This is a genomic window from Bradyrhizobium barranii subsp. barranii, from assembly GCF_017565645.3.
Lineage (GTDB): Bacteria > Pseudomonadota > Alphaproteobacteria > Rhizobiales > Xanthobacteraceae > Bradyrhizobium > Bradyrhizobium barranii.
Map to the genome: position 1 here is coordinate 1,987,412 of NZ_CP086136.1, position 15,868 is coordinate 2,003,279.

At 64.3% G+C, this 15,868-nt stretch carries 20 protein-coding genes; 13 read left to right on the forward strand and 7 right to left on the reverse strand.

The features are described from left to right. Nucleotides 1–23: 23 nt before the first annotated feature. From J4G43_RS09745 to J4G43_RS09790, 10 genes are all read left to right on the forward strand, one after another. Nucleotides 24–3,011: a patatin-like phospholipase domain-containing protein gene (locus J4G43_RS09745; RefSeq protein ID WP_208084650.1), complete on the forward strand. Its 2,988-nt coding sequence runs from the start codon at nucleotides 24–26 to the stop codon at nucleotides 3,009–3,011. Between the two features lie 140 nt (nucleotides 3,012–3,151). Next, nucleotides 3,152–3,304: an aa3-type cytochrome c oxidase subunit IV gene (locus tag J4G43_RS09750; RefSeq protein WP_008136857.1), complete on the forward strand. Its 153-nt coding sequence runs from the start codon at nucleotides 3,152–3,154 to the stop codon at nucleotides 3,302–3,304. A 138-nt stretch (nucleotides 3,305–3,442) separates the two neighbouring features. Next, nucleotides 3,443–4,570, forward strand: a complete 1,128-nt coding sequence (locus J4G43_RS09755; protein WP_208084651.1) for a Re/Si-specific NAD(P)(+) transhydrogenase subunit alpha — start codon at nucleotides 3,443–3,445, stop codon at nucleotides 4,568–4,570. An 11-nt stretch (nucleotides 4,571–4,581) separates the two neighbouring features. After that, entirely contained in the window at nucleotides 4,582–4,899 is a 318-nt protein-coding gene (locus J4G43_RS09760) for a proton-translocating transhydrogenase family protein (protein WP_014492434.1), read from the forward strand. Between the two features lie 39 nt (nucleotides 4,900–4,938). Then, on the forward strand, nucleotides 4,939–6,336 hold the full coding sequence (locus J4G43_RS09765; RefSeq protein ID WP_208084652.1) for an NAD(P)(+) transhydrogenase (Re/Si-specific) subunit beta: 1,398 nt from the start codon (nucleotides 4,939–4,941) through the stop codon (nucleotides 6,334–6,336). A gap of 20 nt (nucleotides 6,337–6,356) precedes the next feature. After that, nucleotides 6,357–6,527: a hypothetical protein gene (locus J4G43_RS09770; protein ID WP_208084653.1), complete on the forward strand. Its 171-nt coding sequence runs from the start codon at nucleotides 6,357–6,359 to the stop codon at nucleotides 6,525–6,527. 21 nt (nucleotides 6,528–6,548) lie between these two features. After that, entirely contained in the window at nucleotides 6,549–7,349 is an 801-nt protein-coding gene (locus tag J4G43_RS09775) for an alpha/beta hydrolase (RefSeq protein ID WP_208084654.1), read from the forward strand. 60 nt (nucleotides 7,350–7,409) lie between these two features. Then, the gene (locus tag J4G43_RS09780; RefSeq protein ID WP_208084655.1) at nucleotides 7,410–8,507 is read left to right on the forward strand and encodes a calcium:cation antiporter; all 1,098 of its coding nucleotides are present in this window, start codon (nucleotides 7,410–7,412) and stop codon (nucleotides 8,505–8,507) included. A 13-nt stretch (nucleotides 8,508–8,520) separates the two neighbouring features. Then, nucleotides 8,521–8,805, forward strand: coding sequence for a cupin domain-containing protein (locus J4G43_RS09785; protein WP_208084656.1), 285 nt, complete (start codon nucleotides 8,521–8,523; stop codon nucleotides 8,803–8,805). 93 nt (nucleotides 8,806–8,898) lie between these two features. Beyond that, nucleotides 8,899–9,828, forward strand: a complete 930-nt coding sequence (locus tag J4G43_RS09790; RefSeq protein ID WP_208084657.1) for a hypothetical protein — start codon at nucleotides 8,899–8,901, stop codon at nucleotides 9,826–9,828. Nucleotides 9,829–9,855: 27 nt separating this feature from the next. Here the strand turns inward: J4G43_RS09790 and J4G43_RS09795 are convergent, their stop codons facing one another. Both J4G43_RS09795 and rpsU read right to left on the reverse strand, forming a co-directional pair. Beyond that, complete coding sequence (locus J4G43_RS09795; RefSeq protein WP_208084658.1) at nucleotides 9,856–10,509, reverse strand: tetratricopeptide repeat protein; 654 nt, start codon at nucleotides 10,507–10,509, stop codon at nucleotides 9,856–9,858. Nucleotides 10,510–10,653: 144 nt separating this feature from the next. Next, nucleotides 10,654–10,950, reverse strand: coding sequence for a 30S ribosomal protein S21 (gene rpsU, locus J4G43_RS09800; protein ID WP_014492442.1), 297 nt, complete (start codon nucleotides 10,948–10,950; stop codon nucleotides 10,654–10,656). A 264-nt stretch (nucleotides 10,951–11,214) separates the two neighbouring features. On the opposite strand from rpsU, the gene aqpZ reads away from it, so the two are divergent. Beyond that, the gene (gene aqpZ / locus J4G43_RS09805; protein ID WP_063981124.1) at nucleotides 11,215–11,937 is read left to right on the forward strand and encodes an aquaporin Z; all 723 of its coding nucleotides are present in this window, start codon (nucleotides 11,215–11,217) and stop codon (nucleotides 11,935–11,937) included. 36 nt (nucleotides 11,938–11,973) lie between these two features. Here the strand turns inward: aqpZ and J4G43_RS09810 are convergent, their stop codons facing one another. Together J4G43_RS09810 and purE are read right to left on the reverse strand one after the other, a co-directional pair. Beyond that, nucleotides 11,974–13,080 (reverse strand): 5-(carboxyamino)imidazole ribonucleotide synthase, encoded by a 1,107-nt coding sequence (locus J4G43_RS09810; protein WP_014492444.1) that lies wholly within the window; start codon nucleotides 13,078–13,080, stop codon nucleotides 11,974–11,976. After that, the gene (gene purE, locus J4G43_RS09815; protein WP_071909766.1) at nucleotides 13,077–13,565 is read right to left on the reverse strand and encodes a 5-(carboxyamino)imidazole ribonucleotide mutase; all 489 of its coding nucleotides are present in this window, start codon (nucleotides 13,563–13,565) and stop codon (nucleotides 13,077–13,079) included. Before purE ends, J4G43_RS09810 begins: the two co-directional genes overlap by 4 nt. A 141-nt stretch (nucleotides 13,566–13,706) precedes the next feature. Between purE and J4G43_RS09820 the strand changes: the two genes are divergently transcribed. Then, the gene (locus J4G43_RS09820) at nucleotides 13,707–14,420 is read left to right on the forward strand and encodes a GGDEF domain-containing protein (RefSeq protein ID WP_208084659.1); all 714 of its coding nucleotides are present in this window, start codon (nucleotides 13,707–13,709) and stop codon (nucleotides 14,418–14,420) included. Between the two features lie 62 nt (nucleotides 14,421–14,482). Here the strand turns inward: J4G43_RS09820 and J4G43_RS09825 are convergent, their stop codons facing one another. From J4G43_RS09825 to J4G43_RS09835, 3 genes are all read right to left on the reverse strand, one after another. Continuing rightward, entirely contained in the window at nucleotides 14,483–14,734 is a 252-nt protein-coding gene (locus J4G43_RS09825; RefSeq protein ID WP_063981128.1) for a hypothetical protein, read from the reverse strand. Nucleotides 14,735–14,755: 21 nt separating this feature from the next. Then, nucleotides 14,756–14,974: a hypothetical protein gene (locus J4G43_RS09830; protein WP_014492449.1), complete on the reverse strand. Its 219-nt coding sequence runs from the start codon at nucleotides 14,972–14,974 to the stop codon at nucleotides 14,756–14,758. 127 nt (nucleotides 14,975–15,101) lie between these two features. Beyond that, the gene (locus tag J4G43_RS09835; RefSeq protein ID WP_063986093.1) at nucleotides 15,102–15,308 is read right to left on the reverse strand and encodes a YdcH family protein; all 207 of its coding nucleotides are present in this window, start codon (nucleotides 15,306–15,308) and stop codon (nucleotides 15,102–15,104) included. Between the two features lie 329 nt (nucleotides 15,309–15,637). On the opposite strand from J4G43_RS09835, the gene J4G43_RS09840 reads away from it, so the two are divergent. Further along, complete coding sequence (locus J4G43_RS09840; RefSeq protein ID WP_008131172.1) at nucleotides 15,638–15,820, forward strand: YdcH family protein; 183 nt, start codon at nucleotides 15,638–15,640, stop codon at nucleotides 15,818–15,820. Nucleotides 15,821–15,868: the final 48 nt, after the last annotated feature.

A 15,868-nucleotide genomic window follows, 5' to 3' on the forward strand; every position in this document is an offset into this window, starting at 1 on the left:
GGTTTCTCCCTGGGGAGGCACCCATGCTCCATCAAGGGCCCGCCACGCCGGCTCCGATGGCGAGAAATGCTGCCGCCGTCGATCAGGAAACGCCTTGGTGCGAGAAGCACCATCAGATCGTCTGCGATGAGATCGAGGCGATCAACACCCGCCGCGAGCCGGAACGGCGCCTCGATGCCGACGGCCTGCAACCCTGCCAGTTGCTCGACGTCGTCGGGCTTGCGTTGTCCGGCGGTGGTATTCGCTCGTCGGCCGTTTGCCTCGGCGTGCTCCAGGCACTGAACCACCACAATCTGATCGGCCGGATCGACTATCTCTCCACGGTGTCGGGCGGCGGCTATATCGGCACCTCGCTCAGCGCCACCATGACGACCGCACGGCGCTTTGTGTTCGGCGAAAGACCCGCCGGCGGAACCGTCACGTCGGCCGAGATCAGCGATACGCCGTCGGTCGGACACCTGCGCAACTATTCCAACTATCTGATCCCTGCCGGTGCCCGCGATCTCCTGACCGGAGTTGCGATCGTCGTGCGGGGACTGGTCGCCAATATCGGGTTGACGTTGCCCATCGTGCTGCTGCTTGCCGCCATCACCATCTGGTCAACGCCGCTGCGGAGCTGCCTGACGGATGCGAACATCTTCGGCATCAGTCTCAACAACAGGTCGTTGTGCGAGCTGCACGATTTCAGCGACATCGATCGTTACGGTTTCAGCACATTCGGCCTGGTCGTCGCGCTGGTGATGTTCGCTTGCAGCGGGCTCGCCTATTTCACCTCCCGCTCCGTCCGCGGCAGCGGTCCCAGCGTCGTGTTCGCCTATATTGGCGGCATCGCGCTGTTGCTGGGCGTCGCGTGCGACTTCGCGCGGTTTCTCAAGGTCCAGCATTTTGCGCTGAGCCTGTCGATCGCAATCATCGGGGGCGTCCTGTTTTTCGGATGGGCGCTCAAGCAGTCGCTCGCGAGCCCCGGTAAGCGGCAGGAGTTCCGTTCGCACTGGCCGAGCATGGGCGCGACCTTCCTGGTGCTGCTGGCGGTGATCGCCTTCTTCGAGTTTCAGCCCTGCATGCTGGAGCAGATGTTCGATGTCGCCGAGAGCAGCGCAATCGGTGGACCGGCTGCTGCGGTTGCGATCACCTGGATCAAGTCGCTCGCGGCGGTGGCTGCGCCAATCGGTGTCTTCGTCACCGCGTTCAGGCAGCAATTCGTGGAATTGCTGAAGGGCAACAGCGCATCCTCGCAATGGGGTTCGCTTGTGCTCGCGGTCGTCGCCAAGGTCGCGCTATGGATCGCGGGCCTTGCGCTTCCGCTCGTCATCTGGGTCGCATACCTCTATCTGTCCTATTGGGGCATCGCCAACGATCTGTTCGAGAGGTGCCCGTCCGTTATGGGCGCAACCTCCCAGCGAGAGTGCCTGGTCAATGCCAAATCGAACGCGCCGTCCGGAAGCCTCGCAGGCAGGATTCAGTTCGATGTCAGCAAGGGGACCTTGTCGGCGGAAATCACGCCGAAAGCCGCACCGCAGGTCGTGGCAGATGCCGAGCAGTTGACGCCGATCTGGCACACGCCCGCCTGGCTCCTGTTCCTGGCTCAGAAAGCGGGGCAGGTGGTTCAGGTTCGTTTTCCCAGCCTGTTCCAGGGCAATGCTTCGGAGCTCGCCTACTCCTACAGCCTGCACATGGTGATCCTCTACACGTTCGCCGGCGCCCTGCTGTTCGCCATCTCGTTCTGCCTGACGCCGAATGCGAACTCGTTGCACCGGCTCTATCGCGATCGCCTGAGCAAGGCCTTCCTGTTCGATCCGACGCGTTCGGCCGACGGGCGCGTCGCGCCCGCCGAAGCCAGTCTCGACCAGGGGCGCGATTTCAAGGCGCTCGATCGCATGAAGCTGACGGATCTCTACGCCGCTCCGGCCGCGACGGCCCGGATTCCAGGGCAGCCGGCTGCGCCGAAGCTGCACGCGCCCTATCAGCTCATCAATACGGCGCTGAATATTCAGGGCTCCGACTTTGCCAACCGGCGCGGACGCAACGCGGACTTCTTCGTGTTCTCCGCCCTGAACGTCGGCAGCGAGGCGACGGGCTATGCGCCCACCGATCTGGTGCAGGACGACGAGCAAAGTCTCGATCTCGCCACCGCAATGGCGATTTCCGGAGCCGCGGCCTCCTCGAACATGGGTTCGAGCTCGATCAAGGCGCTGACGCCCACGCTTGCGCTCCTCAACGTCCGGCTCGGCTATTGGCTGAAGAACCCGCGTTACGTCGATGAGCGTGTTCGGCCGCAGCGCCGCTCCACGCCGATCTATTTCTGGTCGGAGATCTCGGGGCGCCTGTACGAGAACAGCGACAGCGTCTATCTGACGGACGGCGGTCATATCGAGAATCTCGGCGTCTATGAGCTGTTGCGCCGCCGCTGCAAGGTGATCATCGCGGTCGATGCGGAAGCCGATGCGCCGATGAATTTCGGTTCCCTGATGACGTTGCAGCGTTACGCCCGCATCGATCTCGGCGTCCGCATCGACCTGCCATGGACGCCGATTCGCGAGCGCACGCGTGCGCTGATGGCGCGCAATGCCGACAAGGCGGGTGATCCCGGCGCGGCCGACGAGCGCGACGACATTGCGCGAGACCACGTCCACGTCGCGATCGGCACCATCGACTACGGAGGCGACGAGCAGGGTTATCTCGTTTACGTCAAATCGTCGCTCAATGGCGACGAGAACGACTACATCCGGGACTACGCGCGGCGAAACGACCGCTTCCCGCACGAGACCACGGGTGACCAGTTCTTCTCGGAGGAGCAGTTCGAGGTCTACCGCGCGCTGGGCTTCCACATGGCGCACGGTTTCCTGTCCGGTGACAATCCGGTCGCGGTCGGGTCCGGCGTCGATCCGCATATGGCCCGATTCACTGAAGCGGGCGAGCCGGCGATCGACGCGGTCCGCGAGGCGCTCGGTCTTCCGGTACCTCGGCGGCAAACTGCGAGCGTCACCGCCACGATGATCGATCAGGGCTGAGCAGCGCGACAGCCGGATTCCCGGCAATCGGAATTCCAAATCACCTGATTTGCCCGAAAACCGGCCATCGGTGCCGTTGCCCTGCCCGAAGGTTTGCGGTATCCCAGCCCAAGAATTCGACTTTCGACTGGGGACAATACATGGCTGACCATAGCGAAGTGGCGTACACCACCGCCGACGGCAACGACTACGTTGCCCACGAGCAGACCTATGAGGGCTTCATCAAGCTGGTGAAGTACGGCACGGCCTCGGTCGCGCTCATCGTGATCCTGATGGCGATCTTCCTGACCTGACCTATCGGCAGCTGCACACGCCAGCAGCAGCTGCCGCCTACAAAATTTGCATCCAAGCCGGTCCCAAAACCGGTATCGAACGCTGCGGGAGTAACGCTTAAGTTTGCGCGCGCGCTGTCCCGCGTCGCCGGAGGGCCTATGAAGATCGCCGTTGCCAAGGAAATCGATCCGTCGGAGCCGCGTGTTGCCGCTTCGCCTGATACGGTGAAGAAGTTCAAGGCGTTGGGCGCCGAGATCGCCGTCGAGCCGGGCGCCGGCCTCAAATCAGGCCTGCCGGATTCCGAATTCACCGCCGTGGGCGCCACCGTCAGCGCCGATGCGCTGAAGGACGCCGACATCATCATCAAGGTGAAGCGTCCTGAAGCCTCCGAGCTCGCGCAGTACAAGCGTGGTGCGCTCGTCATCGCCATCATGGACCCCTACGGCAACGAGGCCGCGCTGCAGACGATCGCCGATTCCGGCGTCTCCGCCTTCGCGATGGAACTGATGCCGCGCATCACCCGTGCGCAGGTGATGGACGTGCTGTCGTCGCAGGCGAACCTTGCCGGCTACCGCGCCGTGATCGAGGGGGCCGAGGCCTTCGGCCGTGCCTTCCCGATGATGATGACCGCCGCCGGCACCGTGCCCGCCGCAAAGGTGTTCGTGATGGGCGTCGGCGTTGCCGGCCTCCAGGCGATCGCGACCGCGCGCCGTCTCGGCGCCATCGTCACCGCGACCGACGTGCGGCCCGCGACGAAAGAGCAGGTGGAATCGCTCGGCGCGAAGTTCCTCGCCGTCGAGGACGAGGAGTTCAAGAACGCGCAGACCGCCGGCGGCTACGCCAAGGAAATGTCCAAGGAATACCAGGCCAAGCAGGCCGCGCTCACCGCCGAGCACATCAAGAAGCAGGACATCGTGATCACGACCGCGCTGATTCCGGGCCGGCCTGCGCCGAAGCTCGTCTCGGCCGACATGGTCAAGTCGATGAAGCCGGGGTCGGTGCTGGTCGATCTCGCCGTCGAGCGCGGCGGCAATGTCGAGGGCGCAAGGCCGGGCGAGGTCGCCGACGTCGATGGCATCAAGATCGTCGGCTACACCAACGTCGCCGGTCGTGTCGCAGCCTCGGCCTCCAGCCTCTACGCGCGCAATTTGTTCAATTTCATCGAGACCATGATCGACAAGGGCAGCAAAGCCCTTGCCGTGAACTGGGACGACGAGCTCGTCAAGGCCACCGCCCTGACCAAGGACGGCGCGGTGATCCACCCGAACTTCCAGCCGAAGGTTTAAGGAGAGTCGCCATGGAGCATGCAGCACAGGTCGTCGACCCCTTCATCTTCCGGCTGTCGATCTTCGTCCTCGCCGTCTTCGTCGGCTATTTCGTGGTGTGGTCGGTGACGCCGGCGCTGCACACGCCGCTGATGAGCGTGACCAACGCGATCTCGTCGGTGATCGTGGTCGGCGCGCTGCTCGCCGGCGGCGTCGCCAATGTCTCGAGCGGCTCGGGCTGGGCACGCGCCTTCGGCTTCGTCGCGCTGATCTTCGCCTGCATCAACATCTTCGGCGGCTTCCTTGTCACCCAGCGCATGCTGGCGATGTACAAGAAGAAGTCGAAGTAAGCGGCCACCTCGGGCTGATGGGATCAATGGGGACCTGAGATGAGCGCCAACCTCTCTGCATTTTTGTATCTCGTGGCGGGAGTGCTGTTCATCCTGTCGCTACGCGGGCTGTCGAGCCCGGCTTCGTCGCGCCAGGGCAATCTGTTCGGCATGGTCGGCATGGCGATCGCGGTCGCCACCACGCTCGCCAACCATCCGCCGGCAGACGGCCTCGCCTGGGTGCTCGTCATCGTCGGCATCGCCATCGGTGCCGCGATCGGTGCGGTGATTGCCCGCCGCGTGCCGATGACCTCGATGCCCGAACTGGTCGCCGCCTTCCACTCGCTGGTCGGCATGGCCGCGGTGCTGGTCGCCGCCGGCGCGTTCTACGCGCCCGAGGCTTTCGACATCGGCACGCCCGGCAACATCCATCCGCAGAGCCTGGTCGAGATGTCGCTCGGCGTCGCCATCGGCGCGCTGACCTTCACCGGCTCGGTGATCGCGTTCCTGAAGCTGTCTGCGCGGATGAGCGGCGCGCCGATCATTCTGCCGTTCCGCCACGTCATCAATATCGTGCTTGCAGTTCTGCTCGTCGTCTTCATCGTCGGGCTGGTGATGTCGGGCAGCGCGCTGGACTTCTGGCTGATCGTTATCATCGCGCTGGCGCTCGGCGTGCTCATGATCATCCCGATCGGCGGCGCCGACATGCCGGTCGTGATCTCGATGCTGAACTCCTATTCCGGCTGGGCCGCGGCCGGCATCGGCTTCACCCTGGGCAATTCCGCGCTGATCATCACCGGCGCGCTGGTCGGCTCGTCCGGTGCGATCCTGTCCTACATCATGTGCCACGCGATGAACCGGTCCTTCATCTCGGTCATCCTCGGCGGCTTCGGCGGCGAGACCGCCGCGGCCGGCGCTGGCGGCGGTGAGCAGAAGCCCGCCAAGCTCGGTTCGGCCGACGACGCCGCCTTCATCATGAAGAACGCGCAGAAGGTCATCATCGTGCCCGGCTACGGCATGGCGGTGGCGCAGGCCCAGCACGCGCTGCGCGAAATGGGCGACATCCTGAAGAAGGAAGGCGTCGAGGTGAAGTACGCCATTCATCCGGTCGCGGGCCGCATGCCCGGCCACATGAACGTGCTGCTTGCCGAAGCCAACGTCCCCTACGACGAGGTGTTCGAGCTCGAGGACATCAACTCCGAATTCGCGCAGGCCGACATCGCCTTCGTGATCGGCGCCAACGACGTCACCAACCCGGCGGCCGAAGAGGACAAGACCTCGCCGATCTACGGCATGCCGGTGCTCCAGGTCTGGAAGGCCGGCACCGTGATGTTCATCAAGCGCTCGCTGGCCTCGGGCTATGCCGGCATCGACAATCCGCTGTTCTATCGCGACAACACCATGATGCTGCTCGGCGACGCCAAGAAGGTCACCGAGAACATCGTCAAGGCGATGTAGGGCCGGAAGGCGAGCGGACCGTGGCCCTGAACAAGGAGTGGCACCGGTCCCATCGCATGCCACCGAAGGCGACACGCGAGCAGCGTGTCGCATGGCACGCCGCCCATGCGGCGGCGTGCGGCTGCCGCGAGATTCCCTTGAGCATCCGGCCGGACGTCCTCAAACTGCTCAAGAGCCGCCGCAAGTCCTGAACTCCGGAATGGCGGGCCGCGATGACATTCCTGAAATGGACCGCCACCATCCTTGCGACCGGCTACCTCGCCGGTCTCGTCCTGCTGTTTGCCAAACAGCGCGCGATGCTGTTTCCGATACCGACGGCCGAGCGCACGGCGCCCGCTGCCGCGGGACTTCCAGACGCCGAAGAGCATGTCCTGACGACGTCTGACGGCGAGAAGGTCATCGTCTGGCACGTGCCGCCAAAGCCTGGCCGTGCCGTGGTGCTGTTCTTCCACGGCAACGGCGATTCTCTCGCCGGCCTTGCCGGACACTTCAAGGCGATCACGGCTGATGGCACCGGTCTCGTCGCGCTGTCCTATCGCGGCTATTCGGGCTCCAGCGGCGCACCGGGCGAAGATGGCCTGCTGCGCGATGGCGCGGCTGCGTATGCGTTCGCGACGGCGCGCTATGACGCCCGGCGCCTCGTCGCCTGGGGCTTCTCGCTCGGGACCGGCGTTGCGGTCGCCGTCGCCTCCGAACATCCGGTCGGCAAGCTGATCCTCGAGGCGCCCTATTCGTCGATCGCCGACGTCGCCGCCGCGCATTTCTGGTTCGCTCCGGTTCGCCTCCTGATCCGCGACCCCTTCCACTCGGACGAGCGCATCGCACGCGTCACGGCTCCGGTCCTGATCATGCATGGCGCGCAGGACCAGACCATCCCGATCGCATTCGGCGAGAAATTGTTTGCGCTGGCCCGCGAGCCGAAGCAGTTCGTCCGCATTCCCGGCGGCGGGCACGACGATCTCGGCAGCTTTGGCGCCATCGAGATCGCACGAAACTTCATCAATGGGTCCTGAGGGCTGACGGATGCGATCTTCTCGCGCATAATCGGTCTCCCATTTGAAGGAATCGCCCGCATGAGCGCACACGGACCGATGCCTCGGTCGTCCTGGATCTTCCCCGCTCTGGCGGTGCTGCTGTTCCTGATCGTGACCGCGACCGGCTACAGCTTTACGCTGACGGCGGGCGGAGCCCTGTTCGCGATCGTGCTCCTGGTGATCCTGTTCGGCACCGTGTTCGCGGCCGTTCATCATTCCGAGGTGATCGCGGAGCGCATCGGCGAGCCCTATGGCACGCTGCTGCTGACGCTGGCGGTGACCATCATCGAGGTCGCACTGATCACCACGATCATGCTGGGCGACAAGCCGGCCCCGGAGCTCGCCCGCGACACCGTGTTCGCGGTCGTGATGATCGTCTGCAACGGCCTGGTCGGCCTCTGCGTCTTCATCGGCGGCATGCGCTATCGCGAGCAGGGCTTTCAGGTCTCGGGCGCCAACGTCTATCTCAGCGTGCTGATTGCGATGGCAACCATCACCCTGATCATGCCCAACTACACGCTGACGACGCCGGGCCCGATCTATTCGACGCTCCAGCTCGGCTTCGTCGATCTCGCAACGATCGTGCTCTACGGCGTGTTCCTCTACACTCAGACCGTCCTGCACAAGGACTATTTCGTCAACGAGAGGGCGGACGGCGAGGGCGGGGAGGCGCTTTTGTCGGGCAGGATGCTGGTCCTCAGCATCGTGCTGCTGCTGATCTCGCTGCTGGCGGTCGTCCTCCTCGCCAAGAAGTTCTCGCTGGTGGTGGACGCGGTCGCCGTTCAGATCGGCGCCCCGCCGGCGTTCGCGGGCCTCCTCGTCGCCCTCCTGATCCTGATGCCGGAGGGCGTCTCGGCGATTGCGGCGGCGCGCAAGAACGACCTCCAGAAGAGCATCAACCTGGCGCTCGGGTCCTCGCTCGCAACCATCGGCCTGACCATTCCAGCGGTCGGGATCGCCACCTACCTGCTCGACCAGCCGCTCGTGCTGGGCCTGAACCCGGCGAACACCGCACTCCTGTTCCTGACATTCTTGTTGAGCATGCTGACCTTCGGTACCGGCAGGACCAATGTCCTGTTCGGGCTGGTCCATATGGTGGTATTTGCCGTCTACGTGTTCATGGTTTTCGTGCCGTAGAAGGAAATTCCCGATGCTTGCCGCCAAATCCGAGGTTCAGGTCGACAATGAGCAGGTCCGGGTGACCGAGTGGCGGCTCGCCCCGGGCAGCGCGACCGGGCACCATACCCACGGCATGGACTATGTCATTGTTCCCGTCGTCGCCGGCGAGATGACCATCGTGGCGCCCGGCAGCGAGCGTTCCAAGGCGCAGCTCGCGGCCGGAAAATCTTACTTTCGCAAGGCCGGCGTCCAACACGACGTACTTAACGAAACCTCAACCGAGATCGTGTTCCTTGAGATCGAGCTGAAGCCGTAAGGCGAGCGAACCCTTTGCCATCGATCCGTCGCAGTTGATCCCTTACAATGCCCTAAAGTTCCCGCATCTGATCGCGCGGGGAGTGGCCGAGAAATGCTGAAATACCTCGCTAAAATCTCGATGGATATTCTCCCCTCGGTGCTCGCGACGATCATCGGGGCGTACATCGTTAACCACTACATCAACGCCAAGCCGGCGGCCGATGCCCCCGCGGCCGTGGTAGCGCCTGCCCAGGCTGGTAGTGACGGCAAGCCGACCGACACCGCTAACCTTCCGGCGCCCGGCGTGAAGGCCAAGGGCGTTGCCGAGAAGAGCGTTTCCGAAAAGGGCGTGGACAAGGTGGCGGCCGAAAAGCCGGCCGATCATCAGCCGGCCACCGAGACCAAGGCCGCAGACGTCGCTCCCGCCGAGACTGGCCCGCGCGGCCGTAACTCCGCGCGTGAGAAGGCGGCCGCCAAGTCCAATCCGGCCGTCACGGCTCCCGCCGCCGCTCCAGTGGTGGAGGCCAATTCGGCGCCGGCTGCGACCCCCGACGCCAACGATCTCGCGCGGGCCGCCATCGAGCGCCTGCGCAAGTCGCCTGAGGGCAAGGCTGCTGAGAAGGCCGCTGAGGCCAGATCTCCCGAAACCAAGTCGGTTGAGACCAAGCCGGTCGAGCGGACCCCGGAGCCTGCGGTGCGGGAAGCCGCCCGCACCCCGGAGGCCCCGCGCACCATCTCTGCGGAGCAGTCCATGGTCCGCCCGCTGCCACCGCCGATCACGGTGTCGACGCCTTTGCCCGAGGCCTATGGCAATAGCGGTTCGTCGCCGTCTTACACTTCCTCGGTCGGCAATGACGATCCGAACCGGATGACGCCGCCGGCCGACATCCCAGTCCCGATGATCGCGCCGCCGCTTGATCTGCGTGCCGATGCCGGCGGGGCCATGCCGCGGCCGAAGAAGACCAATGTGGCCGACGAGATGCTGTCCGGCATGAAGTCGATGTTCCACTCGGTCCTGCCGAAGAGCGCCACCCCCGATTAGACGGCGGCCTAGCCGCCCTGCCAGGTGTCAGCCGCCGACGCGGGCAAGGCCGCTGCGGGCGGTATCGTCGCGTGGACGTAGCGCGACCGCCTTGTTGTAGGATGTGGCCGCCTTGGCCTTGTCACCCAGCCGCTCATAGGCCTGTCCTCGCGCGGTCCACACCTGCGCGTTGTGCGGATCGACCTCGGAGGCCTCATCGAGATCGGCCGCCGCTTCCTTGACCTTGCCGATGGCGAGATAGCTGATGGCGCGGCCGAGCAACGGCTCGACCTTTTGCGGATTGAGCCCGTTGGCGGCGCTGAAATCGGCGATGGCGAAATTATGCTCGTTGTTGCCCTGATAGATCAGGGCGCGACCATAAAGTGCCTGTGCGTTGTAGGGATCGAGTGCGACGGCCCGGTTGAACTCGTCCAGCGCGCCAGCCGTCTCCCCCGCCTTTGCCAGGGTCTGGCCTTTTGCGGTGTGAGCCTGGGCCTCGCTGACATTGCCCGCGCTGACCGCGCTGTCGGTGGCCGTCGCAGCCGCCTTGGGCGCCTCCTGCGGCTTCTCCTTCTCGGGCATCATGGAGCCGAGGTCGAAGGAGCAGCCACACAGCACGATCCCCATCAAGCCGAGCGCGAACGGCTGGCGCCAGATCTGGCGTAGCCGCGCCAAGCGGCGTTCGGGGAAAGGGGAGGCCATCTACGGTTCGCTCGCGCTGGTGCCGCATCGGTAGTGCCCCCGTCCCAGAGAAGGCACCGCTCACAAAACAATAACGCGGGCCAAGGGCCCGCGTCATCGAAAACTGAAGTCTTGGAAAACTGAAGTCTTGCAAGTCAGGCGGAATCAGCGCGGTCCGCGCGGACCTGCACCTGGGCCGCTGCGGCCGCCACGATCACCGCCCGGACCGGCGCCGAACACCGGCTTCGGCTTCATCGGCAGCAGGCCTTCGCGCTGCAGCTTCTTGCGGGCCAGCTTGCGCGCGCGGCGCACGGCCTCGGCCTTTTCACGGGCCTTCTTCTCGGAGGGCTTCTCGTAGTGACCGCGGAGCTTCATCTCGCGGAAAATTCCCTCGCGCTGCATCTTCTTCTTCAGCGCCTTGAGGGCTTGATCGACATTGTTATCGCGAACGAGAACCTGCACGCGGCATCCTCTTCAGTGGATCGGATTTGAATTCTGGTAAGTCAAAGGGGATGGCGAAACGCACAAGCCCTTAACCTTGAGGGCGCGGATGTATCAGACAAAACCCGCGATGTCCACCTGCCAAGCAGGTTTTCGGGCCAAGTTCAGCCATTAAATAAGGCGAAAATACCTCCGTGCGGCCCCGATTTGGGTGATTCGGCGCCAAGGGTGGGGCAGTTCCCGGAGCTTTGCTCCGGAAATTCCTGGAATTAGGGGAGACGTCACATGGATATGAAGAAATACGCTGCCGAGGCGATCGGCACATTCTGGCTCACATTCGCAGGCTGCGGCAGCGCGGTGATCGCCGCCGGCTTTCCGCAGGTCGGAATCGGCCTGGTCGGCGTGTCCCTTGCGTTCGGCTTAAGCGTCGTCACCATGGCCTATGCGATCGGGCACATCTCGGGCTGCCACCTCAACCCGGCCGTCACCGTCGGGCTCGCCGCCGGAGGACGTTTCCCGGCAGGACAGATCCTGCCTTACGTGATCGCGCAGGTCTGCGGCGCGATCGTCGCCGCCCAGCTGCTTTACATAATCGCCAGCGGTGCTCCCGGATTCGACGTCAGCAAGGGTTTCGCATCGAACGGCTACGACGCGCATTCGCCCGGCCAGTACAGCCTGATTGCCTGCTTCGTCACCGAGGTGGTGATGACCATGATGTTCCTGTTCGTCATCATGGGCGCCACCCATGGCCGCGCGCCCGCGGGCTTCGCCCCGCTCGCGATCGGTCTCGCGCTGGTGATGATCCATCTCGTCAGCATCCCCGTCACCAACACGTCGGTGAACCCGGCGCGCAGCACGGGGCCCGCACTGTTCGTCGGCGGCTGGGCGCTGTCGCAGCTCTGGCTGTTCTGGGTCGCACCGCTGATCGGCGGCGCGCTGGGCGGGGTGCTCTATCGCTGGCTCAGCGAGGAACCCTCTGGCGTCGTCGCGGGCGTGAAGACGGCCTGATCGAAAGGCGGGATCGCGGCATGCGCCGCGGTCCCGCTACTTGCCCTTCGTCGGCCTGACTTCGGTGACGTGGCCCATCTTGCGGCCGGGGCGCGGTGCGCCCTTGCCGTAGATATGCACGGTCGCGCCCGGCACGCTCAGCCACTTCTCGTAATCGTTGATCTCGTCGCCGATCAGATTGGTCATGGTGACGATTTCGCCGTGGCGCACGGCCTTGCCGAGCGGCCAGCCGGCAATGGCGCGGATGTGCTGCTCGAACTGCGAGACCGAGGCGCCGTCGAGCGTCCAGTGTCCGGAGTTGTGCACGCGCGGGGCGATCTCGTTGACCAGCACCTTCGGCCCGGTGCCGTTGGCGAGCACGAACATCTCGACCGCGAGCACGCCGACATAATCGAGCGCGCCGGCGATCTTGCCGGCGATGCTGCGCGCTTCTTCCGCGAGCGCATCCGGAATCTGTGCGGGGGCGCGGGATATCTTCAGAATGTGGTCGCGGTGCTCGTTCTCGGTGACGTCGAAGCATTCGACCTGGCCGGTCGCCGAGCGCGCGGCGATCACGGAGATCTCGCGCTCGTACGGGATGAAGGCTTCGAGGATCGCCGATTTGGTGGCGAGGCTGGTCCACACCTTGGCGATATCGTCGCCCTCGCGGATGATGGCTTGGCCCTTGCCGTCATAGCCGAAGCGGCGGGTCTTCAGCACCGCCGGAAGGCCGATCCGGGCGATCGCCTCGCGCAGCGAGGAGACCGAGGTGACGTCGGCATAGGCTGCGGTGCCGATGCCGAGCCGCGTCACGAAATCCTTCTCGGCGAGCCGGTCCTGGGTGGTCTCGAGGATCTTGCGGTTGGGCAGCACCGGGCGGCGCGCGTCCAGCACCATCGCGGCGGCAGACGGCACGTTCTCGAATTCGTAGGTGATGACGTCGACGTCGTTGGCGAACAGCTCGAGCGCTTCGACGTCGGCATATTCGGCGCAGGTCGCGTTCAGCACGACGTCGAAGGCGGGCGAGTCCGGATCGGGCGAGAATACCTGGCAGCGCAGGCCGAGCCGCGCCGCAGCCATGGCGAGCATCCGCCCCAATTGTCCGCCGCCGAGGATTCCGATGGTGTCACCGGGCTTCAGCTTCACCTGCTTTGCGTCAGTCACGCCTTGTCCTCCGGGCGCTCCGCAACCGCCTCGGTCTGTGCCTTGCGCCAGGCGGCGAGACGGTCGGACAGGGCCGGGTCGGACAATGCGAGCACTGAAGCTGCAAGCAGCGCCGCGTTGATCGCGCCGGCCTTGCCGATGGCGAGGGTGCCGACCGGGATGCCCGCGGGCATCTGCACGATCGAATAGAGCGAATCGATGCCCTTGAGCGTCCTGGATTCGACGGGAACGCCGAACACGGGCAGTTCCGTCAGCGCCGCCGCCATGCCGGGCAGATGCGCAGCGCCGCCCGCGCCGGCGATGATGACCTTGTAGCCTGCCGCCTTGGCGCCCTTGGCGAATGCAAACAGCCGGTCGGGGGTGCGGTGTGCCGAAACGATGCGGGTATCGGCGGCAACGCCGAGCGCTGCGAGCGTGTCGGCGGCATGCCGCATCGTCTCCCAGTCCGACTGGCTTCCCATGATGATGGCGATCGGCGCGGTCATGACGTCAATTGTGCTCGGAAAACAGAAAGATAGGCCAGATTAACGGTTCCGGCCGGTGGCTCGCAAGGCGGTGGCAAGGAGAAGGGAATGCACTATCCTGTCTTGGTGAATCCCCGCAAGCCTTCATTGAGCAGGATGCCCATGAAGAAACCAAAAAGGGCAAGCGCTGCGAAGGCCAAAAAGGGCCGGAAAGCCAGCGCCGGCCGCTCCAAAGCCGCCCCCAGGCGGCTGGCGAAGCGCTCGGCCAAGCCGGCGCGGCGCGGAGCGTCGGCCGCCGACGACACCAGGGCGACCATCCGCGGCTTGCGGAGCAAGCTCAAGGAGGCGGAGCGGCGGGTTGCGGAACTGGAAGCTGCGGCCGACACCGATTTCCTGCTGGAGATTCCGAACCGGCGCGGCTTCGAGCGCGAGCTCGCGCGCGCCATCGCCTACATGAAGCGCTACCGCGCCAGCGGCGCGCTGATCGTGCTCGACGTCGATCGCCTGAAGCCGATCAATGATTCCTTCGGCCATGCCGCCGGAGACGAGGTGCTCAAGGCGATTGCGGCCACCCTGACGCGGCAGGTCCGCGCCTCGGACGTGGTCGGCCGGCTTGGCGGCGACGAGTTCGCGCTGCTGCTCTGGAATCTCAGCGAGACCGACGCCAAGGCGAAGGCCGCGACCTTCGAGCAGGCGATCGACGAATTGTCGTTTGCCTTTCGCGGTCAGCGCGTGACCGCGGGCGCCTCCGCAGGTGTCGCGCTGCTGGGGGCGCAGTCCGATGCAGGCCGCGCGCTGGAGGAGGCTGATGCCGCCATGTATGTGCGCAAGGCGCACCGGCGGCACGAGCCGCTGATCAGGCTGGTCAGCAACTAGGGCACGATCTTCGCGACAAGCGCGGACCGCGTCGCGCGGAGATCATGCTCAAGCAACAACCCTTACAGCGTGGCCAGATCTTCCGGCACGTTGCCGAATTTGCGCAGCAGCGTGGCGTCGCCGAATTCGCCGGTCATGGGATCGCCGCTGCGGCTGAACGCAACCGCGCCGATATGGCCGGCACCGTGCGCCAGGATCTCGGCGCGCCGCAACGCGGCCGCCGAGCTCTGGCATTCCTCCGCGGCGCCCGCGACAGGCGATCCGTCGGCATCGATCAGGAAGGGCATTGCAACGTAGTAGGTCACATCCGACATGGCGTTGCTCCGATGTTGAACTCAGGCGGCGCTGCTGTTGCTCCGCACCTTGCTGCGTGCGGTCTCGGGAATGCAGCCGGCTGAAATCGCCGCCTGTAATTCTTCCAGCTCTGCTTCCAGATATTCGTTGGCCATGATCAGCGCCTTGATGGTGCTGCGCAGATTGCCGTCGCACATCGCGATCGCCTGGTCGCAGGCCTGTTCATAATGGCTGTTGTCGAGAAGGGCGGTTGCCGACATCTGCGTTGTCCTCGGGGGTTTCCTGGGCGTTTCCTGGGGCGGTGGGATGCCCAAATGTTCCTATTTTGTTCTTTTCGAGTCAAGCGGATTCGGATGCGGCGAGCTGCCACGAAAAGGGCCTCGCGGTTCAGGCGATGATGTCCGGCGTGATCTGGTCTTCGATGAACGCGATACGGTCGCGCAACAACAGCTTGCGCTTCTTCAACCGTTGTAACCGCAACAGGTCGGGGGCAGGCGATTGATGCATCGCATCGATCGCGGCGTCGAGATCTCGGTGTTCTTGCTGCAACCGGGTGAGCTCGGCTTCGAGCTCACGCTCGTCTTCATTGGTCATGTTCGCGGTGGCCGAAAACCCGATGGGCGTGAGATTCAAGGCTGTGGATGCCCTGTGGAAATTATCGTCCTTGCGCGCCGTGATCGCAAGCGATCTCGGGCCGCCGCTCACCGAACTCTCGCAAGATATTTCGACGATTCGTTGCGGCGTTGCGCAAGCACATTGATATCATGGATTTTTCCAGCGTGGTTCCTTACTCACGATTCGTTACATATGAATTTTCAAAAATGACGCTGCGACGACGGATACATATCGACAGAACGAATCGGTGATGTACACTTGTTTGCCCGGATCGAATCCAAGGTTTCCCCCTACCGAGGAGGTTTCGAATGACAATTCAGGCACATCTGGTTGAATTGGAACGGAAGCACAAAACGCTCGAAAACGAATTGCACGAAGCTCTCGTGCACCTTTCAACAGACGACCTGCAAATTGTTGAGTTGAAGCGACGGAAGTTGATGGTCAAGGACCAGATCGAGCGTTTGAAGCACACCGGCGACACGCTCCACTAGTAACCCCTGTAACAGTGTAGAGTTGAACTTACCCTTTCATGCAGGGGT

Coding starts and splice junctions, on each gene's coding strand:
- J4G43_RS09745 (WP_208084650.1), top strand. CDS start 24: ATGCTCCATCAAGGGCCCGCCACGCCGGCTCCGATGGCGAGAAATGCT.
- J4G43_RS09750 (WP_008136857.1), top strand. CDS start 3,152: ATGGCTGACCATAGCGAAGTGGCGTACACCACCGCCGACGGCAACGAC.
- J4G43_RS09755 (WP_208084651.1), top strand. CDS start 3,443: ATGAAGATCGCCGTTGCCAAGGAAATCGATCCGTCGGAGCCGCGTGTT.
- J4G43_RS09760 (WP_014492434.1), top strand. CDS start 4,582: ATGGAGCATGCAGCACAGGTCGTCGACCCCTTCATCTTCCGGCTGTCG.
- J4G43_RS09765 (WP_208084652.1), top strand. CDS start 4,939: ATGAGCGCCAACCTCTCTGCATTTTTGTATCTCGTGGCGGGAGTGCTG.
- J4G43_RS09775 (WP_208084654.1), top strand. CDS start 6,549: ATGACATTCCTGAAATGGACCGCCACCATCCTTGCGACCGGCTACCTC.
- J4G43_RS09780 (WP_208084655.1), top strand. CDS start 7,410: ATGAGCGCACACGGACCGATGCCTCGGTCGTCCTGGATCTTCCCCGCT.
- J4G43_RS09785 (WP_208084656.1), top strand. CDS start 8,521: ATGCTTGCCGCCAAATCCGAGGTTCAGGTCGACAATGAGCAGGTCCGG.
- J4G43_RS09790 (WP_208084657.1), top strand. CDS start 8,899: ATGCTGAAATACCTCGCTAAAATCTCGATGGATATTCTCCCCTCGGTG.
- J4G43_RS09795 (WP_208084658.1), bottom strand. CDS start 10,509: ATGGCCTCCCCTTTCCCCGAACGCCGCTTGGCGCGGCTACGCCAGATC.
- aqpZ (WP_063981124.1), top strand. CDS start 11,215: ATGGATATGAAGAAATACGCTGCCGAGGCGATCGGCACATTCTGGCTC.
- purE (WP_071909766.1), bottom strand. CDS start 13,565: ATGACCGCGCCGATCGCCATCATCATGGGAAGCCAGTCGGACTGGGAG.
- J4G43_RS09820 (WP_208084659.1), top strand. CDS start 13,707: ATGAAGAAACCAAAAAGGGCAAGCGCTGCGAAGGCCAAAAAGGGCCGG.
- J4G43_RS09825 (WP_063981128.1), bottom strand. CDS start 14,734: ATGTCGGATGTGACCTACTACGTTGCAATGCCCTTCCTGATCGATGCC.
- J4G43_RS09830 (WP_014492449.1), bottom strand. CDS start 14,974: ATGTCGGCAACCGCCCTTCTCGACAACAGCCATTATGAACAGGCCTGC.
- J4G43_RS09835 (WP_063986093.1), bottom strand. CDS start 15,308: ATGACCAATGAAGACGAGCGTGAGCTCGAAGCCGAGCTCACCCGGTTG.
- J4G43_RS09840 (WP_008131172.1), top strand. CDS start 15,638: ATGACAATTCAGGCACATCTGGTTGAATTGGAACGGAAGCACAAAACG.